Origin of the sequence: Cedecea davisae DSM 4568 (genome assembly GCF_000412335.2) — a bacterium.
GTDB classification, from domain to species: domain Bacteria; phylum Pseudomonadota; class Gammaproteobacteria; order Enterobacterales; family Enterobacteriaceae; genus Cedecea; species Cedecea davisae.
The window spans coordinates 3,993,207-4,019,034 of sequence record NZ_KE161030.1; the positions used below are offsets into that span (position 1 = coordinate 3,993,207).

The following is a 25,828-nucleotide window of genomic DNA, read 5'->3' on the forward strand; positions in this document are numbered from 1 at the left end:
ATGAACCGATCGCTTGCTGTCGTCACCCATACTGACCTCGATTCTTTGCCGCAGTTTGCGCCTGCTCCAGGGCGTAAGGTCTTGAGCGTAAAGAGCCTGAGTAAAGCCTATAACGCCCATCAGACCGTGCTGCATGACATTAATTTCGACCTGCATGCCGGTGAACTGGTTGGCGTTGTTGGCCGCTCCGGCGCGGGGAAATCAACCCTGCTACATATCCTCAACGGCACCCATACTGCCACGTCGGGCGAGATCCTCAGCTTTCCGGAAGTCGGGATGCCGCACGATGTGTCTAAGCTGAACGGCCGCGCGCTGAACCAGTGGCGTACCGAATGCGGGATGATTTTCCAGGACTTCTGCCTGGTGCCCCGTCTCGATGTACTGACTAACGTGCTGCTGGGCCGCCTGAGCCAGACCTCTACGCTCAAATCGCTGTTCAAAGTCTTCCCGGAAGCCGACCGCGCCCGTGCGATTTCCCTGCTCGAGTGGATGAACATGCTGCCGCACGCACTTCAGCGTGCGGAAAATCTTTCCGGCGGCCAGATGCAGCGCGTAGCCATTTGCCGCGCCTTGATGCAAAACCCAAGTATCTTACTGGCCGATGAGCCAGTTGCGTCTCTCGACCCGAAAAATACCCAGCGCATCATGAAAGTGCTGCGCGAAGTGTGTGAGCAAGGCATCAGCGTGATGGTGAACCTGCATTCCATCGAGCTGGTGAAGGAGTACTGCACCCGCGTTATCGGGGTTGCAAAAGGAAATATCGTGTTTGACGGTCATCCTTCGATGCTGACGGACGACGTGCTGCATCTTTTGTACGGCGATGAAATCAATCAAGTGCATTAATTCTCTCTCCAATTGATACAACACAGGCAATGATAATGAAAAAGCAACTGACTGGCGCATTACGTTTATCTGCAGTGATTACTGGCCTTGTGATTGCGGGCCACGCTATGGCTGCCGACCAGCCGCGCGAACTGAACCTCGGGATCCTCGGCGGACAGAATGCGACCCAGCAAATTGGTGATAACCAGTGTGTGAAGCAGTTCATGGATAAGGAACTGAATGTCGACACTAAATTGCGTAATTCTTCTGACTACTCTGGCGTTATTCAGGGCCTGATCGGCGGCAAAGTCGACCTGGTGCTGAGCATGTCTCCTTCTTCTTACGCGTCGGTCTATATGAACGACCCAAAAGCGGTAGATATCGTTGGCATCGCGGTTGACGATAAAGATCAGTCTCGCGGCTACCATTCGGTCGTTATCGTGAAGGCCGATAGCCCGTACAAAACCATCGAAGATCTGAAAGGCAAATCTTTCGGCTTCGCCGATCCGGACTCGACTTCCGGCTACCTTATCCCTAACCACGAATTCAAGCAGAAGCTCGGCGGCACCCCGGACAACAAATACAACAACTTCTTCTCCAGCGTCACCTTCTCAGGCGGCCACGAGCAGGACATCCTGGGCGTGCTGAACGGCCAGTTCGCAGGCGCGGTAACCTGGGCTTCAATGGTGGGTGACTACAACGACGGCTATACCACCGGCGCGTTTAACCGCCTGATCCGCATGGATCACCCGGACCTGATGAAGCAGATCCGCATTATCTGGACTTCACCTCTGATCCCGAACGGCCCGATCCTGGTGAGCAACAAGCTGCCGGCTGACTTCAAGGCCAAAGTGGTTGATGCGGTGAAGAAACTGGATAAAGAAGATCACGCCTGCTTCGTGAAGGCGATGGGCGGCACCCAGCACATCGGCCCGGCTTCCGTAGCGGACTTCCAGAAGATTATCGATATGAAGCGCGAGCTGGTTAGCGCCCGTTAATCACAGCAAGCCGCATAAAAATCGCACCCAGGCGACCTGCCGGGGTGCTTTTTTATCAGGGCGGGGCAACCCGTCGCCGGAAACAAACCGGATAATAAGTGATGATGTTGAATACGGAATTTGAGCGTTACTATCGCCAGGTCAGAATGCGCCAGAAACGCGACACGCTGATTTGGTCTCTACTGCTGGTAGGGCTTTATCTTACCGCCGGTCATTACGCTGAGTTTAGCCTGACCACCATTTGGCAGTCTCTGCCGAACTTCCTCGATTACATGTTCGAAACTCTGCCGACGCTGCACCTTTCGGTTCTGCTGGCCGACGTGCACACCAAAGGCTCGCTGGCTTACTGGGGCTACCGTTTGCCTATCCAGTTGCCTCTTATCTGGGAAACGCTCCAGCTGGCGCTGGCTTCGACGCTGATATCAACTTGTATTGCCGCCGTGCTGGCCTTTCTCGCCGCGGGCAACACCTGGACGCCACCGGCGGTACGCTTTGGCGTTCGTGCGGCGGTTGCGTTCCTGCGCACCATGCCGGAACTCGCCTGGGCGGTGATGTTCGTGATGGCCTTCGGCATCGGCGCCATACCCGGTTTTCTGGCGCTGGCCCTGCATACCATCGGCAGCCTGACCAAGTTGTTCTACGAAGCCATTGAAAGCGCCTCCGACAAGCCAGTCCGCGGCCTGGTCGCCAGCGGCGCAACGCCGATTCAGCGCATACGCTTCGCCCTGTGGCCGCAGGTCAAACCTATCTTCCTCTCCTACAGCTTTATGCGTTTTGAGATTAACTTTCGCTCCTCCACTATCCTCGGGCTGGTCGGCGCGGGCGGCATTGGCCAGGAGCTGATGACCAATATCAAACTCGACCGCTACGATCAGGTGAGCATTACCCTGCTGCTGATAATCGTGGTGGTTTCAATCCTCGATGTGCTGTCCGGGCGGCTGCGTCGCTGGGTTCTGGAGGGGAAAAAATGAGTGCTTCTCATATCAAACCGGATATTGCAAAAAGCCGCGAGCAGCATCGCGAACTGTACCGCATGCAGGGGCGCTATCTGCGTAATATTGGGCTGCTGGCGCTGGCCGTGCTCGGCTATTACGTGTGGTTCTTTTTCACCTTCGGCATAGATTCCAGCCAGATCCTCAGCGGTATGGTTCAGCTGGGCCGCTATTTCCTGCGCATGTTCGTCTGGCATGATTTTATTAACTGGCCGTTTGCCTATTACTTCTCGCAGATAGCCATTACGCTGGCGATAGTCTTCGCCGGGACCCTCACCGCCACGGTGCTGGCGCTGCTGCTGTCGTTTTTTGCCGCCCGCAATATTATGCAGGGGCCGGTTGCACGGATTGTCGCGCTGCTGGTGAGACGCCTGTTTGACGTGCTGCGCGGTGTGGATATGGCGATTTGGGGGCTAATTTTCGTGCGCGCCGTTGGGCTTGGCCCGCTGGCTGGCGTACTGGCGATTGTCGTGCAGGACACCGGCCTGCTCGGCAGGCTATATGCCGAAGGCCACGAAGCCGTGGAACGCTCTCCCAGCCGGGGATTAACCGCCGTGGGTGCGGCTGGCGTTCAGAAACATCGCTTCGGGATCTTTACTCAGTCGTTCCCGGCGTTTCTTTCCCTCAGTCTGTACCAGATTGAGTCCAACACGCGTTCAGCCGCGGTGCTGGGCTTTGTTGGGGCGGGCGGCGTCGGGCTGGTTTATGCCGAGAATATGCGGCTGTGGAACTGGGATGTGGTGATGTTTATCACCCTGATTCTGGTTTGCGTGGTCATGGCGATGGACACTATTTCCGCCTGGCTGCGCCGCCGCTATATTACCGGCAAGCCCGTGCCGCTGTTTACTCCGCAGTAAAACGTAATGCCGGGGCGCGGCTGGAATGCGCCCCACATTCCTACAGAGACCAGTTCAGGGTCTGCCAGTCGTAGCGAGCGCCCTGCGCCGCCAGCTTCTGGCAAGGGTTAACCATCAGCACACGATCGGCTTCCAGGCACAGCGGTAAATCGTTAATGGAGTCGGTATAGAAGGTCAGCTCGCCGCCGTATTCCGGGTGAGCGTTCTGCCACTCCTTCAGCCTGGTTATTTTGCCCGCCTGATAGCTCGGCACGCCGCTGATCACGCTGGTGTAGGCATTATTTCCCGTCGCCAGATCAACGCCTATCGCATGCTGAATACCGAGCCGCGGCGCAATCGCTTTAACCAGCAGGCTCACGGAGGCAGAGATAATCAGCATCTGCTGGCCCAGGGCGTGCATTTTTTCGATCAGGCGTTTTGCCTCAGGGTAAACCAGCGGCAGGATATCCGTTTCCACGCAGCGCGCCACCAGGCTGTCTACATCGGCAATTGTCATCCCCGCCAGCGGCGAGAGCGTCACACCCACGTATTCATGGATGTTCATTTCGCCACGCTGATAGTCCAGCATTAGCTTGTGCTCTTTAGCCAGGTAATCAGCGTCTTTAATCAGCCCTTCGCGGGAGAGAAAACGGCTCCAGACCGTGCTGCTGTCGCCATGAATGAGGGTGTGGTCGAGGTCAAAGACATAAAGCGGATTGGACATGTTCATTTCTCATTTCAACAAAGAGAGCCGCCAGACATCTTACAGCAAGCCTGGCGGGCAAGGATTCCATTCCCTCTTTGTCGCAGAAAAAAATGACAGCGGCATGAAAGCTTATCGTTACTTCGCTATTGGCTTCCGTTTCCCTGGCCCTGCCGGGCGGCGCTGGTGCGCAACCGGAGTATGTTTTGTGAGTGCAGGCTGAGCCTTGCGGTTATACCTGCGGGCTTCCCGCATTTCATCCAGCGTTGGCGCAGGTACCAGACACTCGCGGCGGCCGCCAATCAGATGCTTTTTGCCCATCGCTTCCAGCGCCTCGCGGATCAGCGGCCAGTTAGCCGGATCGTGATAGCGCAGCAGGGCTTTATGCAGGCGGCGCTGGCGGTCACCTCGCGGCACTACAATGTCCTCACTTTTGTAGCTCACCTTGCTCAACGGGTTTTTGCCTGTGTAATACATGGTGGTGGAGTTAGCCAGCGGTGAAGGATAGAAGTTCTGCACCTGATCGAGGCGGAAACGGTGCTGCTTAAGCCATATCGCCAGATTCACCATATCTTCATCACGCGTACCCGGGTGAGCAGAGATAAAGTATGGGATCAGATATTGTTCTTTGCCAGCCTGTTTCGAATAGGTATCAAACAGCTCTTTGAAGCGGTGATAGCTCCCCATTCCGGGCTTCATCATCTTCGACAGCGGCCCTTCTTCGGTATGCTCGGGCGCAATTTTCAGGTAGCCGCCAACGTGGTGAGTAGCCAGCTCTTTGATGTAGCGCGGGTCGGCAACGGCTAAGTCGTAGCGCACGCCCGAAGCAATCAGGATCTTCTTCACGCCCTTCAGGTCACGGGCGCGGCGATAGAGGTCAATCGTCGGCTGATGGTTGGTTTCCATATGTTGGCAAATTTCCGGATACACGCACGAAAGGCGGCGGCAGGTTTGCTCGGCGCGCGGCGACTTGCAGCGCAGCATGTACATATTGGCGGTGGGGCCGCCAAGATCGGAAACCACGCCGGTAAAGCCCGGCACGCTGTCGCGCATCGCTTCGATCTCGCTGATTATCGAGTCCTCGGAACGGCTCTGAATAATGCGGCCTTCATGCTCGGTAATCGAACAGAATGAACAACCGCCAAAGCAGCCGCGCATAATATTCACTGAGAAACGGATCATCTCGTAGGCCGGAATGCGCGCCTTGCCATATGAAGGATGCGGCACGCGCTGAAAAGGCAGCGCAAATACGCTATCCATTTCTTCGGTGGAAAGCGGGATCGCCGGCGGGTTGATCCAGATATAGCGATCGCCGTGCTTTTGCATCAGCGCCCGGGCGCAACCCGGGTTGGTTTCGTGATGCAAAATACGCGATGCATGGGCATACAGCACCTTGTCGGCTTTAACCTTTTCAAAAGACGGCAGCAGGACGTAGGTTTTTTCCCATGGCTTGGGGCGCGGCGGCTGTACGGTAACAGACTTAGCCTCATCGGCCTTTTTTTCCTGAGGTTTGTTGCCCTCCGCGCAGGGGAGATCTTCGCCATAAGGATGCGGGATCGGATCGATTTTGCCCGGCGTATCGAGCCGCGTGGAGTCAACGCCGGACCAGCCTGGCATCGCCTCTTTACGCACGATCGCAGTATTGCGCACGTCGCAAATCGCCTCGATCCCTTCGCCGTTGGCAAGACGGTGGGCCACTTCCACCAGCGGGCGTTCCCCGTTACCAAAGATAAGCATATCGGCTTTAGCATCGACCAGGATCGAACGCCGCACGGTATCGGACCAGTAATCGTAATGCGCGGTGCGGCGCAGGCTGGCCTCAATACCGCCGAGGATCACCGGCACATCGCGCCAGGCCTCTTTACAGCGCTGGGTGTAGACCAGAGATGCACGATCCGGGCGTTTACCCGCTACGTTATCCGGCGTGTAGGCATCGTCATGGCGCAGTTTACGATCCGCCGTGTAGCGGTTAATCATTGAGTCCATATTCCCGGCGGTTACGCCAAAGAACAGGTTCGGCTTACCCAGGCGCGTAAAGTCGTGTTTAGAGGTCCAGTCCGGCTGGGCGATGATACCGACCCGGAACCCCTGCGCCTCCAGCATGCGGCCGCAGATAGCCATTCCGAAGCTGGGATGATCAACGTAGGCATCGCCGGTAACCAGAATGATGTCGCAGCTGTCCCAGCCGAGTTCGTCCATCTCCTCGCGGGACATGGGTAAAAACGGCGCCGGACCGAAACAGGCGGCCCAGTATTGTGGCCACGAAAAGAGTTCGCGATCCGGCTGGATCAGGCTTTGGGCGCTCATAGGTTTTCCGAAAAAATGATGTAGAAATAAACAGAGGGCGGCGATTATACGCCTTATAGCAGTAGTTTTTGAAGGGATATTCGGTATTTTATCTGCCCCTCACCCCGGCCCTATCCCCCAAAGGGCGAGGAGGAAAAGGCCTGGTGTAGGGCGAGGGTAAAAACTACGGTGCGGGCTGAACCAGCAACTGGCCGATAGAGCCTCTGTCCGCAAGTTCCAGCGTCTGGCTTGAGTAGAGGAACGGGAAATGCTCCCAGGATGGCTGGCCGAAATAAACCAGCAGCTCAACCTGGCCGTCCACCCAAACTGTGTCCTTCCAGCCGCGATCTTCACCGAACGGCGAAGCGCCGTTGACGTTGCGGATCAGGAAGCTTACACCTTCGATATGGAAAGACTGCGGCGTGTCGGCTCTTACCGTCCATCGCTCCCAGCTGCCCTGCTGGGTTTGAATATCAATACGCTTCATATCCCACAGCTGACCGTTAATGCCAGGATCGTCACCGAGGGTGATTTCACGGCTGCGCGCCGGGTTACCGCCGAGGATCTCTTCAGGCAGCAGGCGCATTGGCAGAGTATCGGTAACCAGCGGCAGCAGGCCGGTAGGCCGCAGCGTCAGAACCAGGGTGGAAATCAGGATACTCGAAGGCTCGAAGAAGCCGCGAATGCGATCCATAATGCCCGCCGCTTCCCCGCAGGTTATCGAAACCTCTTTGCCTTCCGTCATGTCTATCAGGATTTCACGGCGTTCACCCGGCGCAAGCGACAGTTGCTTTACGGAAACCGGCGCGGGTAAAAAGCCCTGATCGCTTGAGATAACCGCCATCGAACGGCCGTCGCTCATCTGTAACTGATAGCGGCGCGAGTTGGATGCGTTAAGCAAACGCAGGCGCACCCAGCCGCGAGAAACCTCAACGTACGGGCTTTGCGCCCCGTTCACCAGCAGCGTATCGCCAACAAAACCACCGCTGCCCGGCTCCTGGTATTCCGGCGCACCAAAGTTATCGAGGCGTTTGTCCTGAATAATAATCGGGAAGTCGTCCACGCCGTAATGGTTAGGAATAGGCAGCGATTTGCTGACTTCATCCTCAATCAACCACATTCCCGCCAGGCCGTTATATACCTGCTTCGCGGTGCGGTTTGGCGTATTGGCGTGATACCACAATGTGGCGGCTCGCTGGCGAATCGGCAGAACAGGTGCCCAGTCAACGTTAGGCGACATCATACGGGCTGCGCCGCCGATAAGCGGGCCGGGGACCTGTAAACCAGCAATGGTCATGGCAACGTTTTCCTGTAGACGATTGCTGTAAATCATCTTCACGTCGTCACCATTCCAGACGCGGATGGTCGGGCCCATATAGCGCCCGTTAAGCCCCCAGACAGGAGCCTTTGCGCCACCGGTAAATGACCAGTGCGCGCGCTGTAACGTCAGAAAAAGCGGCTGACCGCGACGGGATTCAAGAAGAGGAGGAACCGGTAACGGTTGCTGCTGCCCTGCCGCGTTTGCCCTCAGCGGCACCGAACCCGCACAAAGCGCGACCCCGGATGCCTGAATAAACTGACGCCGACTGAGTGACATAATTGCTCCATGTAAAACTGAATAACGTAAGGCGGTACAAACCGTACCGCCAAAAGCGGCGTTTAGTGCGCCTGTTTCTTTGCAATCTTGCCGTCGGCTTCACGCGCGGCGACTTCTTTATTTAATTCATCGATTTTAGCCATCATCAGCTCGCGGCAGTCGGTAGCGAGCTTGCGCACCTGATCCTTGCCGTAGGTGCTGGTGTCGATAGGCGGCAGCATTTCGACAATCACCAAACCGTTGTTCCAGCGGTTCAGCTTAATTTTATTACTGGTATTGGAAACGCACACCGGAATAATCGGTACCCCGGCGGCTATCGCCGCGTGAAATGCCCCGGTTTTAAACGGCAGCAGGCCACGGCCGCGGCTGCGGGTTCCTTCCGGGAACATCCAGATGGAGACTTTACGTTTTCGCATCTGCTCAACAACCTGAGCGATAGTCCCGTGGGCTTTCGCACGGTTATCCCTGTCAATCAGCAGGTTGCCGGTTATCCAGTAAAGCAGACCAAAGAACGGGACCCAAAGCAGGCTTTTTTTACCTACCGTCACCGTCGGCGGCTGAACAATGTTTGCCGCCGTCACCATATCGTAGTTGTTCTGATGGTTGCCGATGTAAATCGCCGTTGGATGGTTTTCTGCACCTGCCGGTAAGCGGGTTTCAACCTTCAGGCCGAACACCGGTGCCAGGCGCCCAAAGAGGTGACCGAAAGTTGCCACATGGCGCGGATTACGCGGGCTGAACAGACAGTAAATACAACCAAAGATGCATACCAGGATGCAGTAAATAACGACAATGATAAAACGAACAATCGCTAACATAACTACCTCATGAGCCGAAGCCGCTGATAAGTATACCGGCTTTAGCGTAAAACACACCGGACGGCGGCAGAGATACCGCCGCGCCCCGGATTATTCTTCGCTGTCTCCAGCCCCCGCACGAGCCGGGGAATCCACTTCTACCCGGTCGATTCGCTGCAAACCACGCATCAACGTACCGCGTCTGCCGCGTTCGCCGGTGATTTTTTGCAATTCTTCAGGGCGCAGCTTAATTTTGCGTTTGCCTACGTGAAGCGTCAGCGTGCTTTGCGGCGGCAGGATAAACAGATGGGCCAGCTTATCTTCGCCTTTAGCCGCTTCGGCTGACGGGATAGAGATAATCTTGTTGCCCTTGCCTTTCGACAGTTCCGGCAGGTCGCTTACCGGGAACATCAGCATACGCCCGGCGGCGGTGATAGCCAGCAGCATGTCGTCCGCGCTATGAATTTCCAGCGGCGGCAGCACGCGTGCGTTATCCGGCAGCGATATCAGCGCCTTGCCTGCACGGTTGCGTGAAACAACATCGTTGAAAGTGCAAACGAAGCCGTACCCTGCGTCAGAAGCCATCAGCAGTTTCTGCTCATCGGCGGCCATCAGCACATAGTCAACGGTCGCACCCGGCGGCGGCGTCAGCTTGCCGGTTAACGGCTCGCCCTGGCCACGCGCAGACGGCAGCGTGATGGGATCTAATGCGTAGCTTCTGCCCGTGGAGTCGATAAACGCCACCGGCTGGTTGCTCTTACCTTTTGCCGAGCCGAGATAGCTGTCGCCCGCTTTATAGCTCAGGCCCGGAGCATCGATATCATGCCCTTTGGCGCTGCGAACCCAGCCCATCTGCGACAGTACAATTGTTACCGGTTCGGACGGCACCATATCGTGCTCGCTCATGGCTTTGGCTTCGCCACGTTCACGCAGCGGGGAACGACGGTCGTCCCCAAAGGCATCGGCATCAGCCTGCAATTCTTTCTTCAGCAGGGTATCCATTTTACGCTCGGAAGCGAGAATGCCCTGTAGCCGATCGCGCTCTTTTTCCAGCTCGCTTTGCTCGCCGCGGATCTTCATTTCTTCGAGTTTGGCGAGATGGCGTAACTTCAGCTCAAGAATGGCTTCGGCCTGGGTTTCGCTGAGTTCAAAGCGGGACATCAACTCCTGCTTCGGCTCATCCTCAGTGCGGATGATGTGAATTACGTCGTCGATATTGAGGAACGCCACCAGCAAACCTTCGAGGATATGCAGGCGCTTAAGGACTTTTTCCAGACGATAGCTCAGGCGGCGACGCACCGTATCGCGGCGGTAAACCAGCCATTCGCTGAGGATCTCCAGCAGGTTTTTCACCGCCGGGCGGCCGTCCAGGCCAATCATATTCAGGTTGATGCGGTAGCTTTTTTCAAGATCGGTGGTCGCAAACAGGTGGTTCATCACCTGTTCCATATCGATGCGGTTAGAGCGCGGCACAATCACCAGACGAGTCGGATTTTCATGGTTCGACTCATCGCGCAGGTCTTCCACCATCGGCAGCTTTTTAGCGCGCATCTGGTTGGCGATCTGCTCCAGAACGCGAGCGCCGGAGACCTGGTGTGGCAGCGCGGTGATGACAACATCGCCATCTTCTTTTTTCCACACAGCGCGCATGCGCACCGAACCACGGCCATTTTGGTAGATTTTGCGAATGTCTTCGCGCGGGGTAATGATTTCCGCTTCGGTCGGGTAATCCGGGCCGTGAACGATATCCAGCACGTCCTCGAGAGTCGTGTTCGGCCGATCGATAAGCGCGATAGCAGCCTGAGCGACTTCACGCAGGTTGTGCGGAGGAATATCTGTCGCCATACCGACAGCGATGCCGGTGGTGCCGTTCAGCAGGATATTGGGCAGGCGCGCAGGCAGCATCTTCGGCTCCTGCAGCGTTCCGTCAAAGTTCGGGATGTAGTCCACCGTGCCCTGGCCAAGCTCGCCGAGCAGCAGTTCTGCATATTTTGACAGGCGCGACTCGGTATAACGCATCGCCGCAAAGGACTTAGGATCGTCCGGCGCACCCCAGTTGCCCTGCCCGTCTACCAGCGGGTAGCGGTAGGAAAACGGCTGCGCCATCAGCACCATGGCTTCATAGCAAGCGCTATCGCCGTGCGGGTGATATTTACCCAGTACGTCACCAACTGTACGCGCGGACTTCTTAAACTTCGCGCTGGCGCTTAGCCCCAACTCCGACATCGCATAGACGATGCGCCGCTGAACGGGCTTAAGCCCGTCGCCGATAAACGGCAGCGCACGGTCCATGATGACGTACATGGAATAGTTGAGATACGCATTTTCCGTGAATTCGTGCAGCGCAAGACGCTCAGCACCATCATGAGTCAAATCACTCATTGCTCATTCATCCTCAAACTGACGAGCCGATTGTGGCCACAATCGGCGTAATTGCCGCCGATAGTACCTTATCTGGCCTGTCGAGTCATAGAGATGAATAGCTTTATGCGCGGCGGCAGAGCGTCAGCAAAGGCCGCGCGCCGGGCCTTATTTCACTTTACTAATTTGCTTTACGTCTATTTCTACAGAGTTCCAGTCTTTGTCGACTTCGCCCTGAATTTCAACGGTGTCCTGCGGCGTAACCGTCAGGCCGTTCCAGCGCTTGTGGTCAATGTCCACATTTACGCTATCGGTCGCATCGCGGAAAATATAGTGCTCGCCGCCGATGCGCTGTTCAATTTTACCGGTCAGAGTAACCCAGGTGTCGTCAGAGAAGCTTTTTGCCTGCTTCACGGTGGTTTTATTCCCGGTCGGGCCAACAAAACCACCCTGCTGCCCAGGCTGCGTTTGCACCTGCGCATTCGGGTCCACAAAACCACCGCCGGTTTGCGCCGCAAATACCGGGGCAGAGGTTAAGGCAACGATCGCGAACATAGCTGCTGTCTTTTTCATTATTGTATTCTCCTTAGGTTGTGTAGCCCCATTAAACCAGGCAAATCTTAACCAGATCTTAATCCCACATATCAAACATGCTTTTTCTTGCGAATTTGCGGCATGCCCCGAAGGCATTGGCTTTAGAGCTGTACAGCCCGCGGCTTCCGGTATTTACTTCACCGCATAAAGGCAGCAACAAGGAGTTCGCCATGCGCATATTATTAATTGAAGACGATCCGCTGATTGGAGATGGCATCAAAGCGGGTCTGGTCAAAATGGGCTTTGCCGTCGACTGGTTTAGCGACGGCCAGCAGGGAAAACTGGCGCTTGGCCAGGCACCTTATGATGCGGTAGTGCTTGATCTCAGCCTTCCGGGGATGGACGGCTTAGATATCCTGCGAGCATGGCGTAAAGACGGGCGCAATGAGCCGGTACTGGTTCTTACAGCGAGGGATTCGCTGGACGAACGCGTAGAAGGGCTTCAGCTCGGCGCGGATGACTATCTGTGTAAACCTTTTGCCCTGGCAGAAGTGGTGGCGCGGCTACAGGTGCTTGTGCGTCGCGCTCACGGCCATGCCCAGCCTGAACTTACCCACGGCGGCGTTGTTCTTTCCCCTATCAATCTTACCGTCTCATTAAACGGCGAACCGTTGCAGCTGAAACCCAAAGAGTTTGCTTTGCTTGAGCTGCTGATGCGCAATGCGGGCCGGGTGCTCCCGCGTACCTTAATTGAGGAAAAACTTTATAACTGGGACGACGACGTATCGCGAAATGCGCTGGAGGTTCATATCCATCACCTGCGCAAGAAACTGGGCAGCCATTTTATTCGCACCGTCCACGGCATCGGTTATACGCTGGGTGACGCATGCTGAGAACCCTGACGAAAAGCTTACGCACCCGCCTTACCGCTGGCTTTATTGCGCTCACCCTTGTTGCCGCGGCGCTGGCAAGTACCGCCGCCTGGTATGAAGCCCGGCACTCCCTGAACAAGCTTTTTGATACTCAACAACTGCTGTTTGCCAAAAGATTAAGCGTGCTGGATTTTGACACAACGCCAGGCGCAGAACCCCAGCTGCCACGCAGCAAAAGCATGATAAAAAAACATCGCGGAAAGCTGGACGATGACACTCTTGCCTTCGCTATTTTTAGCGCCGACGGCAGGCTGGTACTCAACGACGGTGACAGCGGCAAAGGGCTAACTTACAGCTGGCACAGGGATGGATTTGTCGATGGGCAATTGGCGAATGATGACGATCTCTGGCGGCTGGTTTGGCTAACCACGCAGGATGGCCGCTACCGCATAGTTGTGGGCCAGGAGTGGGACTACCGGGATGAGATGGCGCTGGACATTGTCTCTTCCCAACTGGCTCCCTGGCTTATTGCCCTGCCGTTAATGCTGATTCTGCTGATTTGGTTAGTCAGCTCAGAGCTTGCGCCTTTAAGCAGGCTGGCACAGAAGCTTCAGCGCCGTTCACCGGGAGACACCACTCGCCTGGAAACAACGGATTTACCGCTGGAAGTAAAACCGCTGGCCGAAGCGCTAAACCAACTCTTTGAGCGAACAAATGAACTGATGCAGCGCGAGCGTCGCTTTACGTCGGATGCCGCACACGAGCTTCGCAGCCCGCTGGCTGCCCTTAAGATACAGGCAGAAGTGGCGCAGCTTGCTGAACAGGATGCTCCGGTAAGAGAGCAAGCGCTGATTAATCTCCATCAGGGCATAGACAGAGCGTCCCGCCTGGTAGAACAGCTGCTGACGCTTTCACGCCTGGACTCGCTCGACGAGCTGAACGACGTGCAGTCGATATCACTCCAGGCGCTACTTCAGGAGGCCGTGATGGAAGCCTGGCATAATGCCCAGCGTGAAGGCGTTGATATCAGGCTGAAGATGCAGAATGAGCCGGTTATTCACCGCGGGCAGCCGCTGCTGCTGGGCTTAATGTTGCGCAATATTCTGGATAATGCGGTGCGCTACAGCCCTCCGGGCAGCATTGTGCAGGTTATTTTACGGGGCAATTCGCTGGAGATTATCGATAACGGACCGGGCGTTAGCCCGGAACACCTTGCGTCGCTCGGTCAGCGCTTCTTCCGCCCGCCGGGCCAATTAAAAAACGGCAGCGGTCTTGGATTGTCCATCGTTAAGCGTATCGCCGCCCTGCACGGCATGAATGCCGCCTTTGGCAATGCGCAGGACGGTGGATTCCGGGTGCTGCTGAGCTGGTCTTAAGGCTTTCCGGTGTCGATTTTTGCGCAAATAGCAAAAGTCTTTGCACATTTTAGCCATTTTTTCGTGACGCCACTCTCATTATAATGATTGGCAAACGTAATTATTTAAGGGCTAACGATGAGCAACATACTGATTATCAACGGCGGTAAAAAATTCGGCCACTCAAACGGCCAGCTTAACGACACCATGACTGAAGTCGCGGAAACCTATTTGCGCGACCTCGGACATGATGTTCAGGTGACCCGCGCCGACGGCGAATACGACGTTAAAGCAGAAGTTGAGAAATTCCTGTGGGCCGACACCGTGATTTGGCAAATGCCGGGCTGGTGGATGGGTGCTCCATGGACCGTGAAAAAATATATCGATGATGTATTTACCGAAGGCCACGGTTCTCTGTACGCCAGCGACGGCCGTACTCGTTCAGACGCCTCCAAAAAATATGGTTCCGGCGGCCTGATCCAGGGGAAAACCTACATGCTGTCCCTGACGTGGAACGCACCTATGGAGGCTTTCACCGACAAAGATCAGTTCTTCCACGGCGTTGGCGTAGACGGCGTTTACCTGCCGTTCCACAAAGCTAACCAGTTCCTGGGAATGGAAGGTCTACCGACCTTTATCGCTAACGACGTTATCAAACAGCCAGACGTGCCACATTATGTCGCAGAATATCGCAAGCATCTGGCAGAGATTTTTGCTTAACTGTTGGCCGGATAACATAAGGAGTTAGTCATGCTGACAGTGATTGCTGAAATTCGCACTCGTCCTGGTTCACATCATCGCCAGGCGACCATCGCGGCATTTGAGAAGATTATTCCGACCGTGCTGCAGGAAGAAGGTTGCCACGGCTATGCGCCGCTGGTGGACCATAACGCTCAGGTAGCGTTCCAGACCACCGCACCGGATTCCATCTTCATGCTGGAGAAATGGGAAACCATCGCGCATCTGGAAGCCCACCTCCAGACCACGCACATGAAGGAGCACAGCGCCCGCGTGAAAGACGACGTGCTGGAAGTTCATATCCGCATTCTCGAAGAAGCCGTTAAGTAACCGGCTGGATGGAATGCAAAAAGGGATGGCTATGCCATCCCTTTTACGTTTTGGAGAAAGGTTCTTTAACCCTCGATATCCGCCATATCGCCCTTCTCCTGTAGCCAGTTACGGCGGTCTTCGGAGCGCTTTTTGGCCAGCAGCATATCCATGGTTGCCAGCGTGCGCTGGTCGTCTTCATCGCTGATGGTTAGCTGCACCAGGCGCCGAGTGTTCGGATCCAGCGTGGTTTCACGCAGCTGAAGCGGGTTCATCTCGCCCAGCCCTTTAAAGCGCTGTACGTTCGGCTTGCCCTTCTTACGCTTAAGCTGCTCCAGCACGCCCGCCTTCTCTTCTTCGTCCAGGGCGTAATAAACCTCCTTGCCGAGGTCGATACGGTAGAGCGGCGGCATCGCGACATAAACGTGCCCGCCCTTAACCAGGGAGCGGAAGTGGCGTACAAACAGCGCGCACAGCAGCGTGGCAATATGCAGACCATCCGAGTCCGCATCCGCAAGAATGCAAACCTTGCCATAACGCAGCTGGCTAAGATCTTCGCTGTCAGGATCGATCCCGATAGCCACCGAGATGTCGTGAACTTCCTGCGAGGCAAGCACTTCGTCGGAAGAGACTTCCCAGGTATTCAGGATCTTACCTTTCAGCGGCATGATTGCCTGATATTCGCGATCGCGAGCCTGCTTGGCCGATCCGCCCGCCGAGTCCCCTTCTACCAGGAACAGCTCGGTGCGGCTCAGATCCTGCGCGCTACAGTCGGCCAGTTTCCCCGGTAAAGCCGGGCCGCTGGTTAACTTTTTGCGAACCACTTTCTTAGCGGCGCGCATACGGCGCTGGGCGCTAGAAATAGCCAGTTCGGCAAGCTGTTCGGCCGCCTGCACGTTTTGGTTCAGCCAGAGGCTAAAGGCATCTTTTACCACGCCGGAAACAAATGCGGCGCATTGACGAGAAGAGAGACGTTCTTTGGTTTGCCCGGCAAACTGAGGATCCTGCATTTTTACCGACAGCACATAAGCGCAGCGTTCCCAGATATCTTCGGCAGAGAGCTTCACGCCGCGCGGCAGAATATTGCGGTACTCGCAAAATTCACGCATCGCATCCAGCAGGCCCTGGCGCAGGCCGTTAACGTGCGTTCCGCCCTGCATAGTTGGGATCAGGTTTACGTAGCTTTCGGTCAGCAGCTCGCCGCCTTCGGGCAGCCACAGCAGCGCCCAGTCTACCGCTTCGGTATCGCCGGAAAAGTTGCCGATAAACGGGGCTTCCGGCAGCGTAATCAGGCCGTCAACCGCTTCGCACAGGTAATCCTTCAGGCCATCTTCATAGCACCAGCGCTGTTCGGTATTGTTGACTTTGTCGGTGAAGGTTATCTCCACGCCCGGGCACAGCACGGCTTTAGCCTTCAGCAGGTGGCTGAGGCGAGAAACGGAGAAACGCGGGCTGTCGAAGAAGCTTTCGTCCGGCCAGAAGTGAACGCTGGTGCCGGTATTACGTTTGCCGCAGGTGCCGATCACTTCCAGATCCTGCACCTTGTCGCCATTTTCAAAAGCGATGCTGTAAACCTGCGCGTCGCGGCGCACGGTCACTTCAACGCGTTTGGAAAGGGCGTTAACCACCGAAATCCCCACGCCGTGAAGGCCGCCGGAGAACTGGTAGTTTTTATTCGAGAACTTACCGCCAGCGTGCAGGCGGCAAAGGATCAGCTCAATTGCCGGGACTTTTTCTTCGGAATGGATATCAACAGGCATTCCTCGCCCGTCATCGATAACTTCCAGAGACTGGTCGGCGTGCAGGATGACATCCACGCGCTTGGCGTGGCCAGCCAGCGCCTCATCGACGCTGTTATCAATGACTTCCTGACCCAAATGGTTAGGACGAGTGGTGTCGGTGTACATTCCCGGGCGGCGGCGAACTGGCTCAAGCCCGGTGAGCACCTCTATATCATCGGCATTATAGGATTGCGTCATGGTTTATTCATTCAGATAGCGAAACAGGAAATCGGCCGGCTGGCCTCAGCTCAAGCCGAGGAAGTCGACAATCTGTGTGAAATAATCTTCGAAGCCCGTAAAGGCGTGATTGCCGCCGGGTTCCACCGTCTGGCGGCAGAGCGCGTAGTAAGCTACGGCCTGGCGGTAATCAAGCACCTCGTCGCCCGTCTGTTGCAGCAGCCAGATAAGATCCGGCGCTTCCAGCGGGTCAATCTGCATGACTTTTAGATCGTAAATATGGCGTGACTCTAGCACATATTGCTGCCCGGTGTAGGGGTTCTCGTTTTTGCCAAGATAATCAACCAGCAGCTCGAACGGGCGAACGGCAGGATTTACCACCACCGCCGGCAGGGTGAAACACTGCGACAGCCAGGTGGCGTAGTAGCCGCCAAGCGAGGAGCCGACAATACCAAGCTGCTCGCCACCGCGCTCCAGCACCAGCGACTCAAGAAGCTCGGTGGCATCCGCAGGATAGGGCGGCAATTGCGGAATGATCATCTCAATTTCCGGGTGATGCTGTGCAAGCCATGCCTGCATCCGGGTCGCCTTTGCAGATGCCGGAGAGCTATTAAACCCGTGTAAATACAGTAGAGCTGACATCAATAACCCTCGGAAGCCGTATCCGGGTTAAATTTGCAGCCCTGCAGGCGGCACACTTCGGTCGTCAGGCTCCCGTCCGGATAGAGATCCAGCCAGCGCCAGCCCGGTTCGATGGTATCGAGGGTAAAGTTAGCGCAGTGCGGCTTGAACTGGACGCAGGTAGAAGGCGTGGCCAGCATTCTGCGGCCGTTCCAGTCGAGATCCAGCTCCTGGTGAATATGCCCGCAGAGCAGGGTTTTAACCTGCGGCCAGGCCTTAAGTGCGGCATCCAGCGCGGCGGCGTTACGCAGGCTGTGCTGATCGAGCCAGCTGCAGCCGGCCGGAAGCGGATGATGGTGAAGCAGAAGCAGCGTGTGGCGTTCCGGGGCAGCGGCAAGCTGGCGCTCCAGCCATTCCAGCTGATAATCACTCAGCTCTCCGTGCGGGACGCCAAAGACCTGACTGTCCAGCAGCAGAATTTGCCAGTGTTCGCCAATATGCACGCGTTTGGCAGGAGAAATACCCGCTTCCAGAAGCGCGCTGAACATGGCAGGTTGGAAATCGTGATTTCCTGGAAGCCAAACGCAGGGCGCAGAAAATCTGGAGATGCCCTCAGCAAAGTGCTGGTAGGCCTCCGCGCTATGATCCTGCGCTAAATCACCGGTTGCGACCACCAGGTCACAGGCATGCTGTTCGGCAAGAATGGCGGCAATCACCGCCTGGTAGCTTTTCCAGGTATTAATACCCAGCAGCGTTTCGTCTTTTCCGGCGAACAGATGAGTATCGGTTATTTGCAATATCCTGATCCGGCCCCCATCGGCCACAGGAAGGGTTAACAGGCTTTCCAAATGGTGTCCTTAGGTTTCACGCACACTTACATACCATCCATTATTCAGGGCGTTGTGCCGTTAGCCGTCTTACTCCCCAAAAAACTAGGTATAAACCGGAACCGCCATTGCTCCATGCGCTAAACAGTAGCGCAGCCAATCAGCAAGAAACTGGTTAATTTGATGCTTTTCGTCGCGTTGATGCAACTTTTTATTCGGATAATCATAGCGTGCTTTGAAGCGAAAGATCTGCTGGCTTGAACACACTTCCGCCACCATCGCATCATGATACAACCTGACCGACATAGACGGCAGGCTCCAGTAGCTAACGCTTGGGTGCGTTTGCTCAATTTCCACAAGCGTAGTGTAACGAGTTGATTCTGATATAGTTAAGCGATATCTGGCGCTATTAACCTGATACGTTACCGTCTCGCCCGCTGCGTCATTTTGCGGCAGTAAGCGGCGCAGTTGTGCGAAGTTGGTTTCGCACAAACGCATCATTTCAGGGAAGTCAGGGGTATAGCGCTTCATAATCAGTGATTCCACTCTTTTCTTAATTGCTCATAATGCAGTTGCAGCCATTGCAAAGCGATGACCGACGCTGCGTTGTCGATGCTCCCCTCTTCTACACACTGGTAGGCCTGCTCCCGGCTTACCACATGAACACGAATATCTTCGTTTTCTTCCGCCAGGCCGTGAATGCCTTCGGCCAGGCTGGCGTCCACTTCACCAACTAAAATAGACAGTCTTTCACTGGTGCCGCCGGGGCTTGCTAAATAACTCAGCACCGGCTTTGTGCGGCCAACAACCAGGCCTGCTTCCTCTACTGCCTCGCGGCGCGCGACATCTTCAACGCTTTCGCCTTCTTCAATCATTCCGGCTATCATTTCCAGCAGCCACGGGCTTTCACTGGAGTCATAAGCGGCAATGCGAATCTGCTCAACCAGCACCACTTCATCACGCACAGGGTCATAGGGTAGCAGCACCGCCGCGTGCCCGCGCTCAAAAATTTCTCGCTTAACTTCCCCGCTCATTTCGCCGTTAAACAGGCGATGACGAAAACGATAAAGATCGAGCGAAAAAAAACCGCGATAAAGCGTTTCCCGTGCAATAATTTCTACATCCTTTTTGGCGAAAGTCACTGTCGGCTTTACTGACTTATTCATAGATGATGTCCTGATGGCAAATGGGCGCTGGCCGGGCGATTTCAACCCCGCACGACTGCCCTTTCAATTTTGATGTGGTAGATTGGTGAAAATTAAGGTAGATGGCACTTTACGCCAACCTGCCCGGCTGGCGGAATCTGTAGAATCGGCAATCATTTTCGACTCCTGTCGGCGTTAACAAAATAATTCTGCTTCACAACAAGGAATGCAAATGAAGAAACTGCTCCCCATTCTTATCGGTCTGAGCCTAACGGGTTTCAGCGCCATGAGCCAGGCAGAAAACCTGTTGCAGGTTTACCAACAGGCCCGCACCAGCAACCCGGACCTGCGTAAATCCGCCGCTGACCGTGACGCCGCATTCGAAAAAATCAATGAAACACGCGGTCCATTATTACCACAGCTTGGTCTGGGTGCAGACTATGGCTACGGCAGCGGTTACCGCGATTCAAACGGCGTTAACTCCAATGCTACCAGCGCGACTCTGCAACTGACGCAAACCATTTTCGATATGTCGAAATGGCGTGCGCTGACTTTGCAGGAAAAAAGCGCTGGCATTCAGGACGTCAGCTTCCAGACCGATCAGCAGGCGCTTATCCTGAGTACCGCCACCGCCTACTTTAATGTTCTGAGCGCTATCGATGCACTGTCTTATACCGAAGCTCAGAAACAGGCGATTTACCGCCAGCTTGATCAAACCACCCAGCGCTTTAACGTTGGCCTGGTTGCCATTACCGACGTGCAGAACGCCCGTGCGCAGTACGATAACGTGCTCGCCAACGAAGTGACGGCGCGTAACAACCTGGACAACGCCGTTGAATCTCTGCGTCAGGTTACCGGCAACGACTACCTTAGCCTTGCCTCTCTGAACGTAGACGGTTTCAAAACCAGCAAGCCGGATGCGGTAAATAACCTGCTGAAAGAAGCAGAGAAGCGCAACCTCAGCCTGCTGCAGGCTCGCCTGAGCCAGGATCTGGCACGCGAGCAGATTCGCCTGGCGGAAGATGGCCACCTGCCGACGCTGAACCTGACCGCATCTACCGGCGTGTCTAATACCAGCTATAACGGCTCTAAAACCAGCGACCAGACCCGTTATGGCAACAGCTATGACGGTCAGAACAAAGTAGGCCTGAGCTTCTCCCTGCCGCTGTATCAGGGCGGCCAGGTTAACTCTAAGGTGAAACAGGCGCAGTACAACTTTGTTGGCGCCAGCGAGCAGCTTGAAAGCGCGCACCGCAGCGTGGTGCAGACCGTTCGCTCTTCCTTCAATAACGTGAACGCGTCCATCAGCACCATTAACGCCTACAAACAGGCCGTGGTTTCTGCCCAAAGCTCTCTGGACGCGATGGAAGCGGGTTACTCGGTGGGTACACGTACTATCGTGGACGTGCTGGATGCAACCACCACGCTGTACAACGCGAAGCAGCAGCTTTCCAGCGCACGTTACAACTACCTGATTAACCAGTTGAACATTAAATCCGCTCTCGGCACGCTGAACGAGCAGGATCTGGTGGCTCTGAACGGAGCACTCGGCAAACCAGTTTCAACTACCGCCGAAAGCGTTGCTCCACAAACCCCGGATCAGGATGCTCGCGCTGACGGTTACTCTGCGACAACCGCAGCGTCAAGCAAAGCTCCGCGCGCAACACCGGCGGCGGCAACCAGCGGTAAAAAAGCGAACCCATTCGCTAATTAATCGTCGGAATGTCGACAAAAGGGGCGTCTAATCACGCCCCTTTTTTTCTGCCTTCGCTCTGAACGTAAGGCAACGTAAAGATTCCCTGCCAACAGGCCTTGATCGCTTCAATTTCGACCATTCATCCCCTATCCTTAGCACCAAACCTACTGGGCTCAGGACTAAGTCAATGAAACGGACAAAAAATATAAATCATTCATCGTTCCGCAAAAGCTGGAACGCACGCCATTTAACGCCGGTAGCCCTGGCCGTTACCGCCGTCTTTATGCTGGCTGGTTGTGAACAGAGCGACGAAACCGTCTCTATGTATCAAAACGCCGACGACTGCTCTCAGGCAAACCCGGGCAAGAGCGCGGAATGCACCACCGCCTATACCAACGCCCTGAAGGAAGCCGAGCGCACCGCGCCGAAGTATGCTTCCCGCCAGGAATGTATCGCCGAGTTTGGTGAAGGGCAGTGCCAGCCAGCTCCGGCTCAGGCAAGCCTTGCCGGTGAAAACCAGGCTCAGGCCCAGCCTCAGCAAAGCGGCAGCTTCTGGATGCCGCTGATGGCAGGCTACATGATGGGACGCCTGATGGGCGGCGGCGCAGGCTTTGCTCAACAGCCGCTGTTCACCTCGAAAAACCCGGCCAGCCCGGCCTACGGCAAATATGCCGATGCCAGCGGTAAGAGTTACGGCGCAGCAACGCCGGGGCGCACCGCCAGCGTACCAAAAACCGCAATGGCCCCTAAGCCAGCGACAACCTCCACCGTAACGCGCGGCGGCTTTGGTGAGTCGGTTGCTAAGCAGTCCACCATGCAGCGCAGCAGCGCTTCCGGCACCAGCCGCTCGATGGGCGGCTGATAGACATGGAAAGAGTCTCTATTGTCGAGCGCCCGGACTGGCGCGAAAAAGCGAACGAATATGGCTTTAATTTCCACACCATGTACGGCGAGCCTTACTGGTGCGAAGACGCTTATTACAAGCTCACGCTCGCTCAGGTTGAGCGTCTGGAAGAGGTGACCGCCGAGCTGCATCAAATGTGCCTCAAGGTGGTGGATAAAGTTGTCGCCAGCGACGAGTTAATGGCCCGCTTCCGTATTCCAAAACACACCTGGGAGTTCGTGCGCCAGTCGTGGCGTACTCAGCAACCTTCGCTCTACTCACGTCTTGACCTGGCCTGGGACGGCGTTGGTGAGCCTAAGCTGCTGGAAAATAACGCCGACACGCCTACCTCGCTGTACGAAGCGGCCTTCTTCCAGTGGATCTGGCTGGAAGATCAGGTTGCGGCCGGTAAGCTTCCTGAAGGGGCAGACCAGTTCAACAGCCTGCAGGAACAGCTGATCGAGCGCTTTGCCGAGCTCAAGCAGCAGCACGGTTTTAATCTTCTGCATTTTGCCTGCTGCCAGGACACGGTAGAAGATCGCAGCACCGTGCAGTATTTACAGGATTGCGCGGCCGAGGCGGAAGTTGCCAGCGAATTCCTTTATATGGAAGAGATCGGCCTTGGCGAAAAAGGCCAGTTCACCGATCTTCAGGATCAGGTTATCAGTAACCTGTTCAAACTCTACCCGTGGGAATTCATGCTGCGCGAAATGTTCTCCACCAAGCTGGAAGACGCTGGCGTACGCTGGCTGGAGCCCGCGTGGAAAAGCATTATTTCCAATAAAGCACTGCTGCCGATGCTGTGGGAAATGTTCCCGAACCATCCGAATCTGCTGGCGGCTTATTTTGCCGAAGATAATCACCCGGAGATGGAAAAATACGTGGTGAAACCTATCTTCTCGCGCGAAGGTGCCAACGTGAAGATAATCGAGAACGGCCAGGAGATAGCGCGCGTTGACGGGCCGTACGGCGAAGAAGGCATGATAGTGCAGGAGTTCTATCAGCTACCAAAATTTGGCGACAGCTACACGCTTATCGGCAGCTGGCTAATCAACGGTAGTCCAGCCGGGATTGGCATCCGCGAAGATCGCGAGTTAATCACCCAGGATCTTTCTCGCTTTTACCCGCATATTTTCGTCGAATAACCGGCGATAAACGTTAAAAAGGCGCGAATTACGCGCCTTTTTTATTACTTAGCCGACCTGCACCGAAAGCATACTTAACGATCCCATTTCAATACCATCCACCGGAATACTCACCGGTTCTTTGCCGTCCCACGCGCCGAGCACATAAAGCAGCGGCAGGAAGTGCTCCGCCGTAGGGTTCGACAGCGAGCCACCTTCATGCTCAAGATAATTGACCAGCGGATGTTGCCCGGCAGGCCCCTGCCAGGTCAGATTATCCTTCACATATTGATTAAACGACTCCGCCCACGGGTAAGGAGTGTTTTCCCCATGCCAGCGCGCGGTCCGCAGGTTGTGCACCACATTGCCGCTCGCCACCAGCATAATGCCCTGGTCACGCAGCGCGGCCAGTTTGCGGCCAGTTTCAAAGTGCCATGCCGCAGGTTTTGTGCTGTCGATACTCAGTTGCACCATTGGAATATCCGCCTCCGGGTACATTTTTATCAGCACGCCCCAGGAGCCGTGGTCAAATCCCCAGGCTTCTTTATCCAGCGCAACCGGCGTTGGGGCCAGCAGCTCACGAAGCTGCTCTGCCAGCTCCGGCGAGCCGGGTGCCGGATAATGTGTGTCATACAGCGCCTGCGGGAAACCGCCGAAATCATGGATAGTCTTCGGCGTTTCCATCGCCGTGACGCCCGTTCCGCGGGTAAACCAGTGAGCCGACACCACCACAATCGCTTTAGGCCGCGGCAGCGTTGCGCCTAAGTGCGCCCAGGCTCTGGTATAGCGGTTATCTTCCAGCACGTTCATCGGGCTACCGTGACCAAGGAACAGCGCGGGCATACGTTGGGTTGTCATGATGGTGTCCTTAAAAGAGATTTAATGAACACAGATTACGCCCAATTTTTAGCGGAAGAACTCAGATAAGTATGATGAAGATCATCAGAAATTTTGAACAGGGGAAAAGCGCGGTAACGAGGGAAAAACGAAGCAGGAAAGCAGAAGCCCGACCGTGCCGATCGGGCCTGATTTTTTAGCTGGCTTTGCGTGCCTGAGCCTGGCGATATTCCACCAGATCTTCAATGGTCACAACGGCCATATTGTGTTTACGGGCGAACTCGATGCACTCCGGCGCACGCGCCATGGTGCCGTCGTCGTTGGTCAATTCACACAGCACGCCGGCTGGTTTGAAACCGGCCAGAGAAACCAGATCGATGGTTGCTTCGGTGTGGCCGCCGCGGGTCAACACGCCACCCGGCTGCGCGCGCAGCGGGAATACGTGCCCAGGACGGTGCAGATCGCTCGGCTTCGCGCCGTCGGCAATTGCCGCGCGCACGGTAGTCAGACGGTCGGCAGCGGAAACGCCGGTGGTTACGCCATGCGCGGCTTCAATGGTCACGGTAAAACCGGTGCCAAAGGCGCTGGTGTTGTTTTCGACCATCATTGGCAGGTCGAGCTGTTTACGGCGTTCGTCGGTCAGGCACAGGCAAACGATCCCGCTGCCGTGGCGAATGGTCAGCGCCATTTGCTCAACGGTCATGGTTTCGGCCGGGAAGATCATGTCGCCTTCGTTCTCGCGATTTTCGTCGTCGAGAACCATTGCCCCACGGCCTTCACGAAGCGCATTAAGAGCATGCTCTACGCGCTCTGTCGGGGTGCCAAATGCAGAAAGTAGCGTCTGATTCATGGTAATAAAAACCTCATTAAAATTATGGTTACCAGAATCAGGGCAGTCTTAGGAGCTAAAAAAATAACGCGGGCAGGCCTCAGCCTGACTTGATCGTTACTCTCTCCCATCCGGACTTTAACCGTCGGCCCCGGAATTACACCGGATCTGCTGACCTTCAGGCAGAGCCTGAAGCGCTCGCGGGCTTTCAGCGTAAGCTGATTTACCGCCGGTGGGGAGTTTCGCCCCGCCCTGAGAATAAGCAGGTTCACTATAGCGCTAATCATTTTTGTCGGCAACGATTACGCAGGCAACATTTCCGGTTTATCGCCTGTCAATCAGGCATTACAATTAGGCTAATTACTCCCCCAGATAATGGAAGCCACTATGATTGACCCGAAAAAAATTGAACAAATTGCCCGCCAGGTTCATGAGTCTATGCCGAAAGGGATCCGTGAGTTCGGGGACGACGTGGAGAAGAAGGTTCGCCAGGTATTGCAGTCTCAGCTTACCCGCCTGGACCTGGTCAGCCGTGAAGAGTTTGACGTGCAGACTCAGGTACTGCTGCGCACCCGCGAAAAACTGGCTCTGCTGGAGCAGCGTCTGAGCGAACTTGAAAACCGCGAAGCGCCAAAAGCCGCAGAATAATTATCGAGCGCTGAATTTCCCGTAAGAGACAAAAGAAAAAGCCGCAGCGATTTGCACCGC

24 protein-coding genes, 1 pseudogene and 1 riboswitch are annotated in these 25,828 nt (G+C 55.6%); of the genes and pseudogenes, 12 read left to right on the plus strand and 13 right to left on the minus strand.

The features are described 5' to 3' along the window. The 4 genes from phnC to phnE (HMPREF0201_RS18180) all read left to right on the plus strand — a co-directional run bounded on the left by phnC (window position 1) and on the right by phnE (HMPREF0201_RS18180) (window position 3,669). On the plus strand, window positions 1–843 hold the full coding sequence (phnC, locus tag HMPREF0201_RS18165; protein ID WP_039898826.1) for a phosphonate ABC transporter ATP-binding protein: 843 nt from the start codon (window positions 1–3) through the stop codon (window positions 841–843). A 35-nt stretch (window positions 844–878) separates the two neighbouring features. Continuing rightward, a complete protein-coding gene (phnD, locus tag HMPREF0201_RS18170; protein ID WP_039898827.1) occupies window positions 879–1,820 on the plus strand; it encodes a phosphonate ABC transporter substrate-binding protein in 942 nt (313 codons plus the stop codon). Between the two features lie 101 nt (window positions 1,821–1,921). Further along, entirely contained in the window at window positions 1,922–2,791 is an 870-nt protein-coding gene (gene phnE, locus HMPREF0201_RS18175) for a phosphonate ABC transporter, permease protein PhnE (protein ID WP_016538216.1), read from the plus strand. Further along, entirely contained in the window at window positions 2,788–3,669 is an 882-nt protein-coding gene (gene phnE / locus HMPREF0201_RS18180; protein WP_016538217.1) for a phosphonate ABC transporter, permease protein PhnE, read from the plus strand. Before phnE (HMPREF0201_RS18175) ends, phnE (HMPREF0201_RS18180) begins: the two co-directional genes overlap by 4 nt. 40 nt (window positions 3,670–3,709) lie before the next feature. Here phnE (HMPREF0201_RS18180) and HMPREF0201_RS18185 read toward each other — a convergent pair whose 3' ends face one another. From HMPREF0201_RS18185 to HMPREF0201_RS18210, 6 genes and pseudogenes are all read right to left on the minus strand, one after another. Beyond that, a complete protein-coding gene (locus tag HMPREF0201_RS18185; protein WP_039898828.1) occupies window positions 3,710–4,372 on the minus strand; it encodes an HAD family hydrolase in 663 nt (220 codons plus the stop codon). Window positions 4,373–4,492: 120 nt separating this feature from the next. Next, a pseudogene (locus HMPREF0201_RS18190) lies at window positions 4,493–6,692 on the minus strand (YgiQ family radical SAM protein); the annotation flags it as partial. Between the two features lie 129 nt (window positions 6,693–6,821). Beyond that, window positions 6,822–8,234, minus strand: a complete 1,413-nt coding sequence (gene ftsP, locus HMPREF0201_RS18195; RefSeq protein ID WP_016538220.1) for a cell division protein FtsP — start codon at window positions 8,232–8,234, stop codon at window positions 6,822–6,824. 62 nt (window positions 8,235–8,296) lie between these two features. Next, complete coding sequence (locus tag HMPREF0201_RS18200) at window positions 8,297–9,052, minus strand: 1-acylglycerol-3-phosphate O-acyltransferase (protein WP_016538221.1); 756 nt, start codon at window positions 9,050–9,052, stop codon at window positions 8,297–8,299. A gap of 90 nt (window positions 9,053–9,142) precedes the next feature. Next, on the minus strand, window positions 9,143–11,413 hold the full coding sequence (gene parC, locus HMPREF0201_RS18205; RefSeq protein WP_016538222.1) for a DNA topoisomerase IV subunit A: 2,271 nt from the start codon (window positions 11,411–11,413) through the stop codon (window positions 9,143–9,145). 147 nt (window positions 11,414–11,560) lie between these two features. After that, a complete protein-coding gene (locus HMPREF0201_RS18210; protein WP_016538223.1) occupies window positions 11,561–11,965 on the minus strand; it encodes a YgiW/YdeI family stress tolerance OB fold protein in 405 nt (134 codons plus the stop codon). 191 nt (window positions 11,966–12,156) lie between these two features. Between HMPREF0201_RS18210 and qseB the strand changes: the two genes are divergently transcribed. The 4 genes from qseB to HMPREF0201_RS18230 all read left to right on the plus strand — a co-directional run bounded on the left by qseB (window position 12,157) and on the right by HMPREF0201_RS18230 (window position 15,221). After that, entirely contained in the window at window positions 12,157–12,819 is a 663-nt protein-coding gene (gene qseB / locus HMPREF0201_RS18215) for a quorum sensing response regulator transcription factor QseB (protein WP_039898829.1), read from the plus strand. Next, on the plus strand, window positions 12,813–14,174 hold the full coding sequence (gene qseC, locus HMPREF0201_RS18220; protein WP_016538225.1) for a quorum sensing histidine kinase QseC: 1,362 nt from the start codon (window positions 12,813–12,815) through the stop codon (window positions 14,172–14,174). The genes qseB and qseC overlap by 7 nt, the downstream gene beginning before the upstream one ends. Window positions 14,175–14,291: 117 nt before the next feature. Beyond that, window positions 14,292–14,873, plus strand: coding sequence for an NAD(P)H-dependent oxidoreductase (locus HMPREF0201_RS18225; protein WP_016538226.1), 582 nt, complete (start codon window positions 14,292–14,294; stop codon window positions 14,871–14,873). Window positions 14,874–14,903: 30 nt separating this feature from the next. After that, window positions 14,904–15,221, plus strand: a complete 318-nt coding sequence (locus HMPREF0201_RS18230) for a putative quinol monooxygenase (protein ID WP_016538227.1) — start codon at window positions 14,904–14,906, stop codon at window positions 15,219–15,221. Between the two features lie 65 nt (window positions 15,222–15,286). Here HMPREF0201_RS18230 and parE read toward each other — a convergent pair whose 3' ends face one another. The 5 genes from parE to nudF form a co-directional block, all read right to left on the minus strand. Continuing rightward, window positions 15,287–17,179 (minus strand): DNA topoisomerase IV subunit B, encoded by a 1,893-nt coding sequence (gene parE / locus HMPREF0201_RS18235; RefSeq protein WP_016538228.1) that lies wholly within the window; start codon window positions 17,177–17,179, stop codon window positions 15,287–15,289. A gap of 45 nt (window positions 17,180–17,224) precedes the next feature. Then, window positions 17,225–17,800 carry an esterase YqiA gene (gene yqiA, locus HMPREF0201_RS18240; RefSeq protein WP_016538229.1) on the minus strand — a complete coding sequence of 192 codons (576 nt, stop codon included), beginning with the start codon at window positions 17,798–17,800 and terminating at the stop codon, window positions 17,225–17,227. After that, window positions 17,800–18,627: a 3',5'-cyclic-AMP phosphodiesterase gene (cpdA, locus tag HMPREF0201_RS18245; RefSeq protein WP_039898831.1), complete on the minus strand. Its 828-nt coding sequence runs from the start codon at window positions 18,625–18,627 to the stop codon at window positions 17,800–17,802. Before cpdA ends, yqiA begins: the two co-directional genes overlap by 1 nt. Before the next feature lie 84 nt (window positions 18,628–18,711). Further along, complete coding sequence (locus tag HMPREF0201_RS18250) at window positions 18,712–19,137, minus strand: DUF1249 family protein (protein WP_016538231.1); 426 nt, start codon at window positions 19,135–19,137, stop codon at window positions 18,712–18,714. Window positions 19,138–19,139: 2 nt separating this feature from the next. Beyond that, on the minus strand, window positions 19,140–19,772 hold the full coding sequence (gene nudF, locus HMPREF0201_RS18255; protein WP_016538232.1) for an ADP-ribose diphosphatase: 633 nt from the start codon (window positions 19,770–19,772) through the stop codon (window positions 19,140–19,142). Window positions 19,773–19,983: 211 nt separating this feature from the next. Here nudF and tolC point away from each other — a divergent pair, with 211 nt between their 5' ends. From tolC to HMPREF0201_RS18270, 3 genes are all read left to right on the plus strand, one after another. Continuing rightward, window positions 19,984–21,465 (plus strand): outer membrane channel protein TolC, encoded by a 1,482-nt coding sequence (gene tolC, locus HMPREF0201_RS18260; RefSeq protein WP_039898832.1) that lies wholly within the window; start codon window positions 19,984–19,986, stop codon window positions 21,463–21,465. A gap of 169 nt (window positions 21,466–21,634) precedes the next feature. Beyond that, on the plus strand, window positions 21,635–22,309 hold the full coding sequence (locus tag HMPREF0201_RS18265) for a DUF1190 family protein (RefSeq protein WP_016538234.1): 675 nt from the start codon (window positions 21,635–21,637) through the stop codon (window positions 22,307–22,309). 5 nt (window positions 22,310–22,314) lie between these two features. Continuing rightward, window positions 22,315–23,475 (plus strand): glutathionylspermidine synthase family protein, encoded by a 1,161-nt coding sequence (locus HMPREF0201_RS18270; RefSeq protein WP_016538235.1) that lies wholly within the window; start codon window positions 22,315–22,317, stop codon window positions 23,473–23,475. A gap of 48 nt (window positions 23,476–23,523) precedes the next feature. Here the strand turns inward: HMPREF0201_RS18270 and ygiD are convergent, their stop codons facing one another. Continuing rightward, complete coding sequence (ygiD, locus tag HMPREF0201_RS18275; RefSeq protein ID WP_039898833.1) at window positions 23,524–24,312, minus strand: 4,5-DOPA-extradiol-dioxygenase; 789 nt, start codon at window positions 24,310–24,312, stop codon at window positions 23,524–23,526. A gap of 175 nt (window positions 24,313–24,487) precedes the next feature. After that, complete coding sequence (ribB, locus tag HMPREF0201_RS18280) at window positions 24,488–25,141, minus strand: 3,4-dihydroxy-2-butanone-4-phosphate synthase (RefSeq protein WP_016538237.1); 654 nt, start codon at window positions 25,139–25,141, stop codon at window positions 24,488–24,490. 94 nt (window positions 25,142–25,235) lie between these two features. Continuing rightward, window positions 25,236–25,384: riboswitch (FMN riboswitch) on the minus strand. 123 nt (window positions 25,385–25,507) lie between these two features. Here ribB and ubiK point away from each other — a divergent pair. Next, a complete protein-coding gene (gene ubiK, locus HMPREF0201_RS18290; RefSeq protein WP_039898836.1) occupies window positions 25,508–25,768 on the plus strand; it encodes a ubiquinone biosynthesis accessory factor UbiK in 261 nt (86 codons plus the stop codon). Window positions 25,769–25,828 lie beyond the last annotated feature (60 nt).

Excerpts from the sequence above, each read along its gene's own strand:
- HMPREF0201_RS18230 (WP_016538227.1), top strand. The coding sequence starts at position 14,904 with ATGCTGACAGTGATTGCTGAAATTCGCACTCGTCCTGGTTCACATCAT.
- ribB (WP_016538237.1), bottom strand. The coding sequence starts at position 25,141 with ATGAATCAGACGCTACTTTCTGCATTTGGCACCCCGACAGAGCGCGTA.
- qseC (WP_016538225.1), top strand. The coding sequence starts at position 12,813 with ATGCTGAGAACCCTGACGAAAAGCTTACGCACCCGCCTTACCGCTGGC.
- ygiD (WP_039898833.1), bottom strand. The coding sequence starts at position 24,312 with ATGACAACCCAACGTATGCCCGCGCTGTTCCTTGGTCACGGTAGCCCG.
- ftsP (WP_016538220.1), bottom strand. The coding sequence starts at position 8,234 with ATGTCACTCAGTCGGCGTCAGTTTATTCAGGCATCCGGGGTCGCGCTT.
- qseB (WP_039898829.1), top strand. The coding sequence starts at position 12,157 with ATGCGCATATTATTAATTGAAGACGATCCGCTGATTGGAGATGGCATC.
- HMPREF0201_RS18210 (WP_016538223.1), bottom strand. The coding sequence starts at position 11,965 with ATGAAAAAGACAGCAGCTATGTTCGCGATCGTTGCCTTAACCTCTGCC.
- HMPREF0201_RS18200 (WP_016538221.1), bottom strand. The coding sequence starts at position 9,052 with ATGTTAGCGATTGTTCGTTTTATCATTGTCGTTATTTACTGCATCCTG.
- yqiA (WP_016538229.1), bottom strand. The coding sequence starts at position 17,800 with ATGTCAGCTCTACTGTATTTACACGGGTTTAATAGCTCTCCGGCATCT.
- phnC (WP_039898826.1), top strand. The coding sequence starts at position 1 with ATGAACCGATCGCTTGCTGTCGTCACCCATACTGACCTCGATTCTTTG.
- phnD (WP_039898827.1), top strand. The coding sequence starts at position 879 with ATGAAAAAGCAACTGACTGGCGCATTACGTTTATCTGCAGTGATTACT.
- HMPREF0201_RS18250 (WP_016538231.1), bottom strand. The coding sequence starts at position 19,137 with ATGAAGCGCTATACCCCTGACTTCCCTGAAATGATGCGTTTGTGCGAA.
- HMPREF0201_RS18270 (WP_016538235.1), top strand. The coding sequence starts at position 22,315 with ATGGAAAGAGTCTCTATTGTCGAGCGCCCGGACTGGCGCGAAAAAGCG.
- HMPREF0201_RS18265 (WP_016538234.1), top strand. The coding sequence starts at position 21,635 with ATGAAACGGACAAAAAATATAAATCATTCATCGTTCCGCAAAAGCTGG.
- ubiK (WP_039898836.1), top strand. The coding sequence starts at position 25,508 with ATGATTGACCCGAAAAAAATTGAACAAATTGCCCGCCAGGTTCATGAG.
- phnE (WP_016538217.1), top strand. The coding sequence starts at position 2,788 with ATGAGTGCTTCTCATATCAAACCGGATATTGCAAAAAGCCGCGAGCAG.
- parC (WP_016538222.1), bottom strand. The coding sequence starts at position 11,413 with ATGAGTGATTTGACTCATGATGGTGCTGAGCGTCTTGCGCTGCACGAA.
- phnE (WP_016538216.1), top strand. The coding sequence starts at position 1,922 with ATGATGTTGAATACGGAATTTGAGCGTTACTATCGCCAGGTCAGAATG.
- parE (WP_016538228.1), bottom strand. The coding sequence starts at position 17,179 with ATGACGCAATCCTATAATGCCGATGATATAGAGGTGCTCACCGGGCTT.
- HMPREF0201_RS18225 (WP_016538226.1), top strand. The coding sequence starts at position 14,292 with ATGAGCAACATACTGATTATCAACGGCGGTAAAAAATTCGGCCACTCA.
- nudF (WP_016538232.1), bottom strand. The coding sequence starts at position 19,772 with ATGAATAAGTCAGTAAAGCCGACAGTGACTTTCGCCAAAAAGGATGTA.
- HMPREF0201_RS18185 (WP_039898828.1), bottom strand. The coding sequence starts at position 4,372 with ATGTCCAATCCGCTTTATGTCTTTGACCTCGACCACACCCTCATTCAT.
- tolC (WP_039898832.1), top strand. The coding sequence starts at position 19,984 with ATGAAGAAACTGCTCCCCATTCTTATCGGTCTGAGCCTAACGGGTTTC.